The 14,429-nt window shown below is 50.4% G+C and carries 19 protein-coding genes; 10 read left to right on the forward strand and 9 right to left on the reverse strand.

Annotation, left to right across the window (positions count from 1 at the left end):
• Positions 1–30: 30 nt before the first annotated feature.
• Entirely contained in the window at positions 31–300 is a 270-nt protein-coding gene (gene rpmA / locus B051_RS0100840; protein WP_018476272.1) for a 50S ribosomal protein L27, read from the reverse strand.
• 72 nt (positions 301–372) lie between these two features.
• Positions 373–681 (reverse strand): 50S ribosomal protein L21, encoded by a 309-nt coding sequence (gene rplU, locus B051_RS0100845; RefSeq protein ID WP_026236108.1) that lies wholly within the window; start codon positions 679–681, stop codon positions 373–375.
• Positions 682–1,329: 648 nt separating this feature from the next.
• On the opposite strand from rplU, the gene B051_RS0100850 reads away from it, so the two are divergent.
• From B051_RS0100850 to B051_RS0100860, 3 genes are all read left to right on the forward strand, one after another.
• Positions 1,330–2,289 (forward strand): ribonucleoside-diphosphate reductase small subunit, encoded by a 960-nt coding sequence (locus B051_RS0100850; RefSeq protein WP_026236109.1) that lies wholly within the window; start codon positions 1,330–1,332, stop codon positions 2,287–2,289.
• Positions 2,290–2,634: 345 nt separating this feature from the next.
• On the forward strand, positions 2,635–5,013 hold the full coding sequence (locus B051_RS0100855; RefSeq protein WP_018476275.1) for a ribonucleoside-diphosphate reductase subunit alpha: 2,379 nt from the start codon (positions 2,635–2,637) through the stop codon (positions 5,011–5,013).
• A 135-nt stretch (positions 5,014–5,148) separates the two neighbouring features.
• Positions 5,149–6,120: a hypothetical protein gene (locus B051_RS0100860; protein WP_018476276.1), complete on the forward strand. Its 972-nt coding sequence runs from the start codon at positions 5,149–5,151 to the stop codon at positions 6,118–6,120.
• Between the two features lie 63 nt (positions 6,121–6,183).
• Here B051_RS0100860 and B051_RS20670 read toward each other — a convergent pair whose 3' ends face one another.
• Both B051_RS20670 and B051_RS20675 read right to left on the reverse strand, forming a co-directional pair.
• Positions 6,184–6,582 (reverse strand): hypothetical protein, encoded by a 399-nt coding sequence (locus B051_RS20670; protein WP_018476277.1) that lies wholly within the window; start codon positions 6,580–6,582, stop codon positions 6,184–6,186.
• A gap of 107 nt (positions 6,583–6,689) precedes the next feature.
• The gene (locus B051_RS20675) at positions 6,690–7,112 is read right to left on the reverse strand and encodes a hypothetical protein (RefSeq protein ID WP_033316662.1); all 423 of its coding nucleotides are present in this window, start codon (positions 7,110–7,112) and stop codon (positions 6,690–6,692) included.
• A 406-nt stretch (positions 7,113–7,518) separates the two neighbouring features.
• Here B051_RS20675 and B051_RS0100875 point away from each other — a divergent pair, with 406 nt between their 5' ends.
• On the forward strand, positions 7,519–7,905 hold the full coding sequence (locus B051_RS0100875; protein ID WP_245539549.1) for an Hsp20/alpha crystallin family protein: 387 nt from the start codon (positions 7,519–7,521) through the stop codon (positions 7,903–7,905).
• Between the two features lie 78 nt (positions 7,906–7,983).
• Here B051_RS0100875 and B051_RS0100880 read toward each other — a convergent pair whose 3' ends face one another.
• Together B051_RS0100880 and B051_RS0100885 are read right to left on the reverse strand one after the other, a co-directional pair.
• Positions 7,984–8,241 carry a hypothetical protein gene (locus B051_RS0100880; RefSeq protein ID WP_018476280.1) on the reverse strand — a complete coding sequence of 86 codons (258 nt, stop codon included), beginning with the start codon at positions 8,239–8,241 and terminating at the stop codon, positions 7,984–7,986.
• 152 nt (positions 8,242–8,393) lie between these two features.
• Positions 8,394–8,573, reverse strand: a complete 180-nt coding sequence (locus B051_RS0100885) for a hypothetical protein (RefSeq protein WP_018476281.1) — start codon at positions 8,571–8,573, stop codon at positions 8,394–8,396.
• Positions 8,574–9,324: 751 nt separating this feature from the next.
• Between B051_RS0100885 and B051_RS22560 the strand changes: the two genes are divergently transcribed.
• The 6 genes from B051_RS22560 (at position 9,325) to B051_RS0100920 (ending at position 12,236) form a co-directional block, all read left to right on the forward strand.
• On the forward strand, positions 9,325–9,468 hold the full coding sequence (locus tag B051_RS22560; protein WP_169336186.1) for a GNAT family protein: 144 nt from the start codon (positions 9,325–9,327) through the stop codon (positions 9,466–9,468).
• Position 9,469: 1 nt separating this feature from the next.
• Positions 9,470–9,775, forward strand: a complete 306-nt coding sequence (locus B051_RS0100900) for a hypothetical protein (protein ID WP_018476284.1) — start codon at positions 9,470–9,472, stop codon at positions 9,773–9,775.
• A 60-nt stretch (positions 9,776–9,835) separates the two neighbouring features.
• A complete protein-coding gene (locus tag B051_RS0100905) occupies positions 9,836–10,564 on the forward strand; it encodes a hypothetical protein (RefSeq protein WP_018476285.1) in 729 nt (242 codons plus the stop codon).
• 41 nt (positions 10,565–10,605) lie between these two features.
• Positions 10,606–11,301, forward strand: a complete 696-nt coding sequence (locus tag B051_RS0100910) for an alpha/beta fold hydrolase (protein ID WP_018476286.1) — start codon at positions 10,606–10,608, stop codon at positions 11,299–11,301.
• 35 nt (positions 11,302–11,336) lie between these two features.
• Complete coding sequence (locus B051_RS0100915; RefSeq protein WP_018476287.1) at positions 11,337–11,741, forward strand: septal ring lytic transglycosylase RlpA family protein; 405 nt, start codon at positions 11,337–11,339, stop codon at positions 11,739–11,741.
• A gap of 174 nt (positions 11,742–11,915) precedes the next feature.
• The gene (locus B051_RS0100920) at positions 11,916–12,236 is read left to right on the forward strand and encodes a hypothetical protein (RefSeq protein WP_018476288.1); all 321 of its coding nucleotides are present in this window, start codon (positions 11,916–11,918) and stop codon (positions 12,234–12,236) included.
• Between the two features lie 157 nt (positions 12,237–12,393).
• Here B051_RS0100920 and B051_RS0100925 read toward each other — a convergent pair whose 3' ends face one another.
• The 3 genes from B051_RS0100925 to B051_RS0100935 form a co-directional block, all read right to left on the reverse strand.
• The gene (locus tag B051_RS0100925; RefSeq protein WP_018476289.1) at positions 12,394–13,149 is read right to left on the reverse strand and encodes a ZIP family metal transporter; all 756 of its coding nucleotides are present in this window, start codon (positions 13,147–13,149) and stop codon (positions 12,394–12,396) included.
• A 6-nt stretch (positions 13,150–13,155) separates the two neighbouring features.
• Complete coding sequence (locus B051_RS0100930; RefSeq protein ID WP_018476290.1) at positions 13,156–13,890, reverse strand: SAM-dependent methyltransferase; 735 nt, start codon at positions 13,888–13,890, stop codon at positions 13,156–13,158.
• 162 nt (positions 13,891–14,052) lie between these two features.
• Positions 14,053–14,376 (reverse strand): hypothetical protein, encoded by a 324-nt coding sequence (locus B051_RS0100935; RefSeq protein WP_018476292.1) that lies wholly within the window; start codon positions 14,374–14,376, stop codon positions 14,053–14,055.
• Between the last annotated feature and the right edge of the window lie 53 nt (positions 14,377–14,429).

The following is a 14,429-nucleotide window of genomic DNA, read 5'->3' on the forward strand; positions in this document are numbered from 1 at the left end:
CCCAAGGGCGGCGGCGTGTGTCGTACCTCCTTACGCTTCTGCTTCCACTTTAGGAACCACAGAAACGAATGAACGGTTCTTAACGCCTTTTTTGAATTGTACTACACCGTCCACCATGGCGAACAGCGTGTGGTCTTTGCCCATACCCACGTTCTTACCTGGGTGGTGGGAAGTGCCTCTTTGTCTTACAATGATGTTACCAGCGATGATGTCCTGGCCACCGTAAATCTTAACACCTAGTCTCTTGGAGTGTGACTCGCGACCGTTATTAGAACTACCAGCTCCTTTTTTGTGTGCCATCTTCTTTTACTATTTAATTCAGGTTAGCTTCCTAAGCCCGAAAAGGTTTTACGATTAATTTCTTCCTACTGCTTAACCAATGCTCTCGATCAGGACCTTCGTGTAGTGCTGGCGGTGGCCATTCTTCTTACGGTATCCTTTTCTTCTCTTCTTTTTGAAAACGATTACTTTGTCGCCTTTCACGTTGCCAAGGATTTTTCCAACCACTTTAACACCGTCAACGAAAGGAGCACCTAAAGTAATGCTGCCATTATCATCAGTAAGAAGAACATTGGTGAACTCAACGGCGTCACCATCATTGCCGGAAAGCTTGCTAGCGTAGATGAACTTACCGCTCTCTACCTTGGTCTGTTGACCTGCGATTTCTACAATTGCGTACATCAGCTTCAATGTATGTTTATGAAAATTTAAGTCTGCAAAATTAGCGGTCTTATATTTAAGATGCAAATCATTGTTTCTTAATTCCTTCTGTTTTTTCACAGGCCATCCACAGTTATGTGGATAACGGTGTTGAAATCCACGGCCAAACTTTTTGCACCTGTTAAAAACCGCTATAACACCCTAGTCCGCAAAGGCTTACCCAAGTTTTCAGAAATCAACATTTTCCACATTCTCTCCGCAAGAACTTATTCTTTGGCTTGCGGTCACGACATTTGGCAGCACTCCGTTTTGCATTTTATGCTTCGTGTGCGCCCCAAAACCCGCTCCTGCTCGCTTAATCTTGCATTTTTCGGCACTTAACCCGGAAACAATATTTTAATTACAATATTTATCACGTTCTATATATACACAACATTATGTTTATATTGGTGTTGATTTCTCATCAAAACACAGGATGTCAGACACTTAGAAAGGTGTTAATAAATTGAACAACTTTCACCCGCCAATTAAAGTTCTTATCACTATATTTGAAATCCTGTTAACCTGACGGCAGCGCCCATAGCACCGGGCCAACCCACAGGCACAACAATCAAGATGTAAGCAGTTGCGGCCTGCCGCCTGCCTTAAAACCCATTAAAGTTTACGTGTATGGAGCCAATATTACAAGAAAACCCGAATCGCTTTGTTCTTTTCCCGATACAGCACGATGAGGTGTGGCAAATGTATAAGAAGGCAGAAGCCAGCTTCTGGACCGCTGAAGAGATTGACCTGTCGCAGGACCAGAAAGACTGGGAGAACCTGAACGACGGCGAGCGCCACTTCATCAGCCATGTGCTGGCCTTTTTCGCAGCCTCTGACGGCATCGTAAACGAGAACCTGGCCATCAACTTCATGCAGGAGGTACAACTACCGGAGGCGCGCTGCTTCTACGGCTTCCAGATTATGATGGAGAACATCCACGCGGAAACCTACTCCTTGCTGATTGATACCTATATCAAGAAACAGTCCGAGAAGGATTACCTGTTCAACGCGCTGGAGACGGTGCCGTGCGTGAAGAAGAAAGGCGAATGGGCCTTGAAGTGGATTAACAGCGAGAACTTTACCGAGCGGCTAATCGCCTTTGCGGCTGTGGAGGGCATTTTCTTCTCCGGCTCTTTCTGCTCCATCTTCTGGCTCAAGAAACGTGGCCTGATGCCAGGGCTGACCTTCTCCAACGAACTGATTTCCCGTGACGAGGGCCTGCATTGTGACTTCGCCTGCCTGCTCTACTCCATGCTGAACGAAAAGCTGCCTGAAAGCCGTGTGCACGAGATTATACGTGATGCAGTGGAATTCGAGAAGGAGTTCGTGACGGACGCATTGCCGGTGGACCTGATTGGCATGAACGCCAAGCTCATGAGCCAGTACATCGAGTTCGTGGCCGACCGCTTGCTGGTGGCCCTGGGCTGCAGCAAGCTCTACAACGCTACCAACCCCTTCGATTTCATGGAGATGATTTCGCTGCAGGGCAAGACCAACTTTTTTGAGAAGCGCGTGGGCGAGTACCAGAAAGCCGGCGTGATGGGCGACAAAGACAAAAACGTGTTCTCGCTGGACGAGGACTTTTAACTACTTGAAATACTTAGTAAGTTTAGGAGACAAAGGGAGCGGGGCATCCGGCCCTGCCCTTCCTGAATTACCAACTCGTCGGGCGCAGGTATAGCGATGTGTTTCCGCTTGCCGCTCCGACATCAAAACGGCCCTTAGCGCCACTGGGGCAGGTTCTGCCCCGACACCTGTGAAAGCATTAGGCTTAACTTATAAAGTATAGTATTCCAACGGCTTACGACTATATCTGCGTATCGCCTTATGAATATATTAGCATGTTTCAACCGGCTGCCTTCGGCAGCGGCTTTTCTATATCTATCTTTAATTAATCACCCGGGCCCTTGACACCCGCTAAATGTATAGGCTATGTTAGTAGTTAAACGTGACGGCAGACGCGAATCCGTCAAATTCGACAAAATTACCGCACGCATCGAGAAGCTGTGCTATGGTCTGAACATGGACTACGTGTCACCGATTGAGGTGGCCAAGAAAGTCATTGACGGCATCTACGACGGCGTAACGACCATTGAGTTGGACAACCTCGCGGCTGAGACGGCCGCCTCGCTCACCACCAAGCACCCCGACTACGCGGTATTGGCGGCACGCGTGGCCATTTCGAGCCTGCACAAGGTGACGAGCAAGTCGTTCTCCAACACCATGAAGCGCCTCTATACCTACGAGGACCCGAAGACGGGAGAGAACGCTTCGCTGTTGGCCAAGGATGTGTATGAAATCATCCGAAAGCACGCCAACACGCTGGATTCGACCATCATCTATGACCGGGACTACAACTACGATTATTTTGGATACAAGACGCTGGAGCGTTCCTACCTGCTTCGCCTAGACGGCAAGATAGTGGAGCGGCCCCAGCATATGTTGATGCGTGTGGCCGTGGGTATCCACAAGGAGGACATCGAATCTGCCATCGAGACTTATAATCTCATGTCTGAAAAGTGGTTTACGCACGCCACACCAACGTTATTCAATGCCGGCACGCCAAAGCCGCAGCTGTCCTCGTGCTTCCTGCTCACCATGCAGGACGACAGCATACCGGGCATCTATGATACGCTGAAGCAATGTGCCCAGATTTCGCAAAGCGCCGGCGGCATCGGCCTGAGCATCCACAACGTGCGCGCCACGGGCTCCTACATCAAGGGCACCAACGGCACGAGCAACGGCATTATACCTATGCTGAAGGTGTTTAACGACACGGCCCGCTATGTGGACCAGGGCGGCGGCAAGCGCAAAGGCGCTTTCGCGATATACCTGGAGCCATGGCATGCCGACATCTTCGAGTTCCTGGACCTGAAGAAGAACCATGGCAAGGAAGAGAACCGCGCCCGTGACCTGTTCTACGCCCTCTGGACGCCAGACCTGTTCATGAAGCGCGTGGAAGAGAACGGCAGCTGGAGCCTGTTCTGCCCGAACGAGGCACCTGGGCTTGGCGACTGCTGGGGACAGGACTTCGAGCGCCTCTATGAAAAGTATGAGCGCGAGGGCCGTGCCCGCAAGACGGTGAAGGCGCAGGACCTGTGGTTTGCCGTACTGGAGTCGCAGATTGAAACCGGCACGCCGTACATGCTCTATAAGGACCACGCGAACCGCAAGAGCAATCAGCAGAACCTGGGTACCATCAAGAGCTCCAACCTCTGCACCGAGATTATGGAGTATACCAGCCACGACGAGGTAGCGGTATGTAACTTGGCCTCGCTGGCGCTGCCACGCTACGTGAAGGAGGAGAACGGCCATAAGGTGTTCGACCACCAGAAGCTTTTTGACGTGACGTACCACGTGACCAAAAACCTGAACAAGGTAATTGATATCAACTACTACCCGGTGCCGGAGGCGAAGAACTCCAACATGCGCCACCGTCCAATCGGGCTGGGTGTGCAGGGCCTGGCGGATACCTTCATTGCGCTGCGTATGCCATTCGAGAGCGAAGAGGCACGCGGCCTGAACAAGGACATCTTCGAGACAATTTACTTTGCGGCCATGACGGCTTCTAAGGACCTGGCCAAGAAGAATGGAGCCTACGAGACCTTCAAAGGCTCTCCGCTGTCAGAAGGCAGGTTCCAGTTTGATATGTGGGGTATAACACCAGACAGCGGCCGCTGGGATTGGGAAGAGCTGCGCCAGGAAGTGATGACACACGGCGTGCGCAACTCGCTGTTGGTAGCGCCAATGCCGACGGCTTCTACGGCTCAGATTTTGGGCAACAACGAATCGTTTGAGCCTTATACCTCCAACATCTATGTACGCCGCGTGCTTTCCGGAGAGTTCATGGTGGTGAACAAGCACCTGCTGAAGGACCTTATTGGTCTAGGTTTGTGGAACGACAAGATGAAGCAGGACATCATCGCGGCCAACGGCTCGGTGCAGGAGATTAAAACTATTCCGCAGAACATCAAAGACCTGTACAAGACGGTATGGGAAATCAGCCAGCGCACGGTGATTGACATGAGCGCCGACCGCGGTGCCTACATCTGCCAGAGCCAGTCGCTGAACCTGCACGTGCAGAACGTGAACTTCGGCAAGCTGACTTCCATGCACTTCCATTCGTGGAAGAAAGGCCTGAAGACCGGCATGTACTACCTGCGCACCAAGGCCGCTGTTGACGCCATCAAGTTCACGGTGGAGAAACAGGCCGCTGAAACCCTGGAGCCAGTTTACAACCAGGACCAGAATCGCAGCGACATGAGCTGCTCTCTGGATAATCCAGACGCTTGCGAAGCTTGCGGATCGTAAATAACTGAAGGGAGGGCTTATTGCCCTCCTTCTTTTTTGCGCAAAGCAAGTGTATCCTATGTTACTGCTGATTCCCCGTCAGTGGGTGGAATACTGTTGTCTAAAAATTATATTACTAGATAAAATCCCTAGAGCATGTTGAAAGTAACCTCGGCTTCCTATGTGGAAGCTGAACTGAAGAAAAGGCTTTCTATTCCAGCGCAGGTATTTTCAAATCACTTCCAAGCTATATGCAAACACTTGGAAAATGATACAGATGCCTACAGCCTAGAAAAGGTAAAATATTTTAATTCACGACTTTTTAGTAAACCTAACTGTCAATATGAGAGGATTAAGAAGATACTATGGAATTCTTGGAGCACCGAATACGCCTTACATCTAACAGCAAAACAAGGGAATCCAGATTATTATAGACACGCCTTACATTGGTCTTTCCCACAAGCGTATTACACTTGTTACCTTAATATGCACGCTTTTTGCTTAGCTATTGGGGATCGGAGGGAATCCCACCTAGACTTGATTAGAGCTTTCGGGGATAGAGTAAAAAACAGGCAGTATCCCGGTTCTATAAGTTTTTTTGCTGAAGGAAATTATGAGGAGTATTCCATTTCCAACCTTCCATTACACAATATAAAATCAGCTATCACACAAATAAAAAGCGATGCAGATGCGCAGTCGCAAATAGCAACCTTTCTTAAATCTACTAGGTCAAATCTTGCAAAGTATCACCGCGAGAAAAGACAAAAGTCTGCAGTCCCAATCACAACAAAATCGGGTGCGATATGTCAGAGCTTCAATAAAAACCAATGGAAGCTTATTACAGATAATCTCGGCCCAACTACAATGTTCGACATTCTTTATAGGCTTAGAATTAAAGCAAATTATAATGATATAGAGTCTTTTATGCATGCTGAAATTGATTTCACCCAATTCCATAATTGCTTAATAAGCATTGTCAATTATCTAAACTTCATGCATGAGGCGTACTTAGCTAAAGCTATTGGCTATCGGAAATACCTAAATATTGTTGAAACGTTCCCAGGTCATTCAAAAGATAACTTTGTTAGAGCTAGGTATGAGGAGCGAATAGCAACATTTGTGAAATAGCCCAAAGCCTTGCAGTGTGCGCAGTTCCTGCGATTGTCTGGACCGGAACGGCTACAATACCCACTACTCCATCAACCAGGCCAGAGCCTCCTGCTTGCTCTTGAAATCCCGGAGTGTGAGGTTGAGACCGTACGTGTGTCCCTTGTTAATCATGCTGTCAACCGAGTCCCGGGTGGTGTCAAACTGAGAGGGGAGGTGGGCGTAGCGCTGCAGCGGGCTCTTCGCCATGTTGGGCACGTGCACCTCCAGGCTCCATTCCAAGTCATCAGGCGTGATTGGCCCCATGCGTCTGTCATCGGCCAGCCACTTGGTCAGGGAGAAGCGGTTAATCATCTCCAGGCACAGCAGGAAAGACTCCCGCAGCTCTGCGCCATGCAACCGACCTGTCCACTCGGCTATACCTAACTGGGATTGCTTGTCAAAAGAAAGCTTTACGAAATTGTTTTGAAAGAAAAGTTGCATTGCAGCCGCCACGTATCTACCAAGTATAATCTAAAACATGTCACTACAGGATAAAGCAGCGTTGGCTGCCATTCCTATACCTGCAAATATAAGCGAAAAGTTAAACTTCAGGTATGCTGCGTAGCTACCGGCTCCAGCAGCCAGGCCAGCGCGTCTTGTTCGTGCGCAAACTCCCGAATCACCAGCTGCTGCCCCAGTTTGTTTCTTTTCTCGTGCATGACTTCCATCGCTTGCTGGTTCTCCTTGAACACGGATGGCAACAGCGCCAGGCGCAACACTGAGCCTGCCACAATTCGGGGCACGAACACCTCCAGGCTCCATTGCAAATCGGCGGGGAGAATGGATTGCATGTTGCGGTCGTCGCCCAGCCAGCCGCTCAGCTCGTACCTGTCTATCAAATCCAGACACAGCAAGGTGGCCTCCCGAAACTCGGCCCCACTGAGCTGCCCATTCCAGATGGCTTTTCCCAGGCGCAACTCCTTGTTGTAATAGATGGCAACGAAATTGTCTTTGAAGTAAAGGTCAAACATGCAGTGGGGCAACTGTTGGAGTGACAAATGATGGATAAATAAGGACAAAATACAAGTATTGGGTTGAATAGTTTGCAAATAGCTGGCTTTTGCCTTCACCATGGCCTTGCAGCTTAAAAGCAGCGCCTCTTCCCCGGAAAGCTGACCACTTTTTCCCATGCTCGGGCCTTCCCCATATTTACTCAGGTATACCCTCGCCAAAACTGTAACTTGGTAAAGGGCCATTTTGCACTACTCCCTGATGGGTGCCGTGAAAGAACGACAATTTGACCTGATTCCTTGGCACTTTAAATATGGTTCAAGCCACTTTGACGCATGTTTTGCCATCGCAGCGCTTGGAGGGTGGCATCCCCCTATTGGCACTCATTTTGCATTAATGCCTTTGAAAACGAAAGAGGAGAAAGAGATGAAAATCATAAAAAATAAAGAGTTCCTACGCAACATTGCACACCAGATTGACTTGTTCAATACGCTGGGTGGTGGTGTGAGTGAGACATATGCCGATATAAAGAAATACAAGAAAGGGGCAGTCATTGAGGTATGGGCGGCCGGCGTGAATCCGGAAGCATTCCGTGTGGTGCTGCACCAGAACCAGGTGACGGTGTTCTCGGTGCTGCAAAGCCAGGACAACCCAGAGATGGCGGCTCCTATGTTTACACGCATTTTTATGCTTCCGCCTCAGGTGGACCTAAGCCGCATTGAAGCAGTGTATGAGGATGGCCAACTCCTGGTAAAGCTGCCTTACCACGACTCAGCACTGAACCCGCGCGAGATTGAAATCAAGCAGAAATAATACATAGCCAAACCCCATAAAGCAGGAAGGGCTACCATGATGGTAGCCCTTCCTGCTTTATGGGGTTTGGCACCGGCTCTACACGAACTTAGCTTTGATGATGGACGTCAGGTAGTCAAACACCTCTACCGTCTCTTTGTCGTAGCTGAAGATGTTGTATTGGTCCGCGGTCGTCTTCATGACGCGGCACCCGTTTTCTATCATCATAAAGATGAGCTCACGCAGCCTGTACGGGTGACCGGCTACGTTTAGGACGCAAACAGCATCACTGCTCTCTACCTGCAGGAACATGTGCTGCACTTCGTTCACATCCGTCATGTTGTTTGATTCAGACATGGTTATTCTACTTTGGCTAATTATACCTAAGCAAAATATTGACCAGAAAAGTGCCGCCATGCCACTATAATCTGGTACTATCAGCGAGACTCCACAAAAAAAACAAAGCAAACTTAGGGCAGTCAAATACTGGTATACCTGCTCTGCAGCAATTACCTGCGCGGATGCTCTTTCCGCCACCCAACCACCGCCAGTATAAACCAGACAGGGTAAAAGGGCGAGAGCACAGCGGCGAGATAAGGGTCTACTGCCAGCGAAACAATGACTTGCAGGAGTAGGTTTGCAATAAATCCGAAGAAGGCGATTTTGTAATACTTGTTCCAGGTGCTCATGAAGTGTTCATACGGCTATCGGAAGAATAGGGGACCAAGGCTGAGGTATGGCAAGGGCAGTAAACAAAAATACCCGGGTCAGACCCGGGTATTCATGATTCTGAACGCTTCCGCGCGCGATATGTTCTTTTCTAAAACCAGCGGTGGATCGTCTTCTTTCGAAATTACTAGCGTGTAGTTGTTGTTGGCGTCCTGATAATAGATAAGCGTCGTCAAATCTTCGTAACCTATACTAAAGATTTTCCGTGTTTGATCACTATAGTTGAAATAGTGATTGTCTAATTTAATATTCTTCAATAGCCTCATATCCCTACATACTTCTGGTATTTTAACGGACTTTATCATCTTGATTGTTTCAAATATCAACTATGTGCAACTAGATTCTTCTTTTTTTACCAGAAATTGCACATTTGCTCCTCACTAAGAATACAGGCAGCTGCACTAAAACTTTATTATCTCTCTTGATATCAGCAACAAACAATATGGCAGCATATGAATATAGAGGCCGATGGATGCCATGGGTTTTGTACAAAATCCTGTAGCTTTTCCATACCTCCACCTAAGGCAAATACCTGCTATCGATTAACTGGACACCTATCATATTATTACCATTAGGAATCAGCTGATGGGCCGCTTATAATAAGGTATGGCGTCCTATTGAATCGGATAGTATATTTAGGGAAAAGAGCGGTATATTTAAAGGCTGCTGGCCTCAAACAAGGCTCTGGCGGCAGATGAGCGATGAACCAAGATGGAGAATGCGATACAACCTATACCTAGCCAGCAGTTAGAAACTGTGACGCTGAATGCCTACGTAGCTAACAGCGCCGCCCATAGTTTTTACTTCCGGGAAGGGTATCACACTAAGAGCTTTCACTTCTTCAAAAGCCTGTAACATGTCTGCAAGCAATCAAAACCGCCTGTATGGCCTGTTTTATTTTATTGTGTTTGAGGTGGTGGTGTTCTTCGGGCTGCGCTACCTGGTGGCAGACATGGGCATGGATGACCAGTACCAGGCAGAAAACACCATTGTGCCGAATTGGGTAAAAGCCGTAACTTTTATCCTGCTGTATATTTTGTGCGTACTCATTGCCGTTGTAATGGTAAGCAACCTGGTGCCCAGCAAACACAGGGGGCAGCTCATGAGTTGGGTATACCTGTCGCTGGTGGGTATGCTGGTCATGCTGGCACTCATCTTTTGACGCGGTCGCTCCGTATGCCTCTTATTCCCTAGCATTTATCCTGAATTTCAGATACATCACATGAACAAGTCACTCTATACGCTGCTAGCAGCCATCCTGCTCTGCTTCAGCCTACAGGCGCAAGACACCCAGCAGCGCCCCGGCAGGTATTTCGTGCAACTGCGCAATGGTGAGGTTGTGTACGCCAACAAGCTGCAGTACAAGTCACCCATTTTCAAACAGGACTTCTTCCTGCTCGACGATTCCCTCAAGTATAGCCCCGAGCTCGTGGATGTGTACCAGAGCGACGATGGGTACTTTGCGCGTGTGGCCGCCGGCAACCGGTTCGACTCTTTCGCGAAGCGCATCACGGAAGGTCCGCGCATTTCCAAGTTCTACACCACCACCTTCGACTACTCGTCCATGGGTTACTCTCCCTATGGCTATGGCATGCCGCGTGCCAACCGCCGCCGCATCTACTTCTTCTCCAAAGACAATGGCCCGCTCATGACGTTCAACCAGGACAACCTGGAGCAGGCCTTGGCTGACAATGCGTCCAGTATGCTGCTGCTTCAGCGCCACAAGCGGGAGCGTTTCATCTACACGGCCATGGGTATAGCGGGGGCAGGCCTGGTTACGGTGGGCATTCTTTCTTCGTCCCAGAGCACCACCAACCCCAACTCCTTCAACATCTCGCCTGTGGTTTACGGCGGAGCCGGCCTAATTGCCATTCCGCTGGTGATGCAGCTCTTCAAGAAAGACAAGCTGACCCAGGCAGTGGAGGTATACAACTACCAGATAAGACAGTAACAGCCGCCTGCCGTGGCGCAGGCTATACCTAGATTAACCGCATGCAACACCTGCTTCTGCTGCACGGTGCCCTTGGCGCTGCAGCCACCCTGCACCCGCTCCGGAACTTGCTGGAGGCTTCTTTTACGATGCATACCCTGAGCTTTTCAGGCCATGGCGGGCAGCCGCTTGACCAGCCTTTCCGCATAGAACAATTCGCCGAAGACGTGCTCCGCTACCTGGACCAGCAGGACCTGCCTCAGGTGGATGTGTTCGGGTATAGCATGGGGGGTTACGTGGCGCTATACCTGGCCCTGCACCACCCGCAGCGGATTGGCCGCATCTTCACACTGGCTACTAAATTTGCCTGGTCACCCGAGACAGCCGCCAAGGAGGTGAAAATGCTGCAGCCGGAGAAGGTGGCCGAAAAGGTGCCCCAATTCGCCGCTACGCTGGCCGAGCGGCACCACCCGGAGGACTGGCAGGAGGTGATGCGCCACACTGCCGAGATGATGCGGCACCTGGGAGAACATCCACCGCTTACGGCAGACACACTGCCCCAAGTCAGTAACCCAGTGCAGGTGAGCGTAGGTGACCAGGATACGATGGTGAGCTTGGAGGAGACGGCTTGGGCCTTCCGGCACCTGCCAAACGCCCGGCTACTTGTGCTGCCCGCCACCCGCCACCCCCTGGAACTGGTGGACCTACAGCGACTCTCGCACGAAATTCGGCAATACTTTATACCTGATCCCGTTTAACCGACACATTAGCATACCGCTACTTTCATTACCTTATGCATACATTCCGTTTTTACATCATCCTGTTGCTCGGCTTTCTAATAATAGGCGGCAGCTCGTGCAGCAGCAGCAAGCCCGCTGCCGGGCAGCGCGGCTACACTGAGCAAGGCAAGGCATCTTATTACAGCAACAAGTTGCATGGCCGCAAAATGGCCAACGGTGACCCTTACCACAGAGGCAAAATGACCGCGGCTCACCGTACCCTGCCGTTTGGCACCAAGGTTAAAGTGACGAACCTGCAGACGAACAAAACCGTGAAGGTGAAGATTACGGATAGAGGTCCTTTCGTGAAAGGGCGGGTAGTGGATTTGTCGGAGGCAGCCGCCAAGCGACTCAACTCTTTAGATGCTGGCGTTATACCTGTCAAACTCAAAGTAGTGAAGCCGGCACCCGCTCGATGAAGAAAACTATACTGTAACTTCGTACACCCACTCCTGATAGCCGCTTGCCCATCACAGGCGTTATTTCTCTAAATTATCCAACTAAATATTTGGTAATTGGAAGTGAATCCTTTACATTTGGGCATGTTTAGAAAGTGGAAAACCGTTTTTGTCACCGCATCCTTATCAGCAGCCATGTTGCTTGGAGTGGTTTCTGCTCCGCATGCCGCGGATTTGCACAACGGCTGTGCCACGCTTCAAACGACAGTAGAGCCTGCCACGCAGACGGCCCAAGTGGAAAGTACTGCCAACGCCACTAAACCTGCTGACAAAACAGCTGCTACTTCCCAGAAGAAGAGCAAATCCGTACTCGATGCCGAGTCGCTGGAGAGCCCGCTTTCCTTCCTGAAAGACATCACCCCAGCCGATGAAGAGTCAGAGATGAGCGTGAAGCCCAGCGTAATGATGCTGGCCTTGAAAGCGCTTGTAGCAACGCTGCTCTCCACCATCATGTAAAGCACATCTTCTTGCTTTAAACCCTGATTAAGCTGGTGTCATACCAGCTTTTTTCGTTTCCGCGCTATACATACTTCGCTATACCTGGTCATCGATTCACAAAAGGAGAGTTTTGCAAAGACTCTTCCCGGCCATACCTTCTGGCTTATCTTGCCAGTTAGATGAAATCTGTGAGCAGCGCCAACATAAGACCCAGCAAAGTGGCTATGAGCTTGTTGCGGTTGAACCGGTGCTCTGGGCTGGTTTCGAATAGAATGGTAGTAGAGATGTGCAGGAAATTGCCTGCCACCAGCCCCGTAAGAGCCGTGTACACAAAGCCGCTACTGGACTGTTGCGCCAGCAGCACGTTGCTCACCAGTATGCCCAGAGGAGCCCCAACCGCGAATATAAGCAGCCACAGAAACGCCTTCCTAAAGTTACCGATGCGGAACAGCAGCACCGACATCAGGGCGAAGGCCGCCGGCACGTGGTGAATGGCTATACCTAGCAGCACCACATAGAAGTTTTCGCCGTCGTGGCTGTGATTCAGGTGACGGCTGCCGCCCTCCACCAGGATGCTACCTTCCAGGAATGAGTGGATGAAGAGAGAGCCCAGCAGCAGGAATGGCATGGAGCCGACGCGCCCGTGGCTGTGCCCATGGGTATGCATGTGGCCGTGCTCTACCCCATGGGAGAAGATTTCCAGCACCAATTGCAGAAAGAAACCGGCCAGAATCCAGTAGCCCACCAGGTGCGGGTCGCTATTACTGAGCAGCACATCCGGCAGCAGGTGGATGATGGTGATGGTGAACAGGTAGGCCCCACTGAAAGCGAGCGCCATCTTCAGCCACTTAATGTTGTCCGGAGGAAACACCTTCACCAAAAAGCCAGAAAGTACTACCGTGAAGAAGAGTACAAGTATAGCAATAAGCATGTCACGCTATTTCTTTAGAACATAAATCATCCGCTCGCTGCTGTCGCGGGAGTAGGGCCTGAGCTGGTAGTCTCCGAACTCCTCCACCAGCCGGAGCTGCGCCATCTTGAAGTACTCCAGAAAGTCTTCTTGCCGCAGCGCCCGCACGCGCTCCTCAAAGCGATAGTCCTGCCCCTTGTCCGTAAAACATATCGTTTTGACGATAAAGCCATCTTCTACGCCACGGCTGATGCGGAAGTTTATCCCCTGCACTTCTTTCTCTTCGTGCGCCACCAGATGGGCGATGGTGCGGTCGGTGTTCATGAAATCGATGACCAGCTTGCCGCCATGCTTGAGCGCCTTGGCGGCGGCGTGAAGGGCAACTACGTTCTCAGTCTCGTTGTTGAAGTAACCGAAGCTGGTGAACAGGTTGAGCACGAAATCAAACGCCTCCGGCTGGTATACTTCCCGCATGTCGTGCACGGCAAAGTGCAGCCGATTGTTCTCAAACCGCCTGGCGTGGGCAATGCTCTGCTCCGAAAGGTCGATTCCCGTCACGTCGTAGCCGCGCTCGTTGAGGTATAGGGAGTGGCGGCCTTTGCCACAGGCCAGGTCCAGTATCTTCTCAGTGGGTTTGGGGTGCAGGTAGACCAGGAGGTTGTCTAGGAACAGCTTAGCGTCGTTATCGTCGCGATTGCTGTATAATATGTGATAGTATGGCGAGTCGAACCATGTACTGAACCATTCTTCCTGTTCGGGCATAGCGGGGCTGTAAAAGCAATAAGGTTGCAAATATACCGTTTATTTTGGAACAAGGGTATACGGTATGTCCGGCTTTGGGTATGGCTATACCTGTTCCCATAAAAAAAGCCTGCCGCTACTGTGCTACAGCAGCGGCAGGCTCAGAGGCTTTCCAATCCCGGACTAACGCTTGATGGCGCCCGCCTCGGAGTTCGTCTCAGTCGTCTCTTTGATGCTATCGCCTGGCTGAATGGTGTTGCCGCCCAAGTCAGCATTTGGCATCACTTCCTCACGCTTTTCAGTTGTTTCTGGTTTTGCATGGCCTGCATCATGTACGTCTCCTGGCATGTCAGCACCCATGTCTGATACGTTGTACGTGCTGCGGGTGCCCGGCTGCACATAGTCAACCGATACCTTGGACTCCGGTCTGTAGTCCTTAGGGGTCTCACAAGAAGTCATAAACAAGCCACAGCCTGCCGCCAATACTGCTAGTATGTTCTTAGTCATTTTTGTATGATTTTATACTTTATCTATAGTCACCTTGTTGGACAAACTGCCAG

Source organism: Pontibacter roseus DSM 17521, assembly GCF_000373265.1.
Classification (GTDB): domain Bacteria; phylum Bacteroidota; class Bacteroidia; order Cytophagales; family Hymenobacteraceae; genus Pontibacter; species Pontibacter roseus.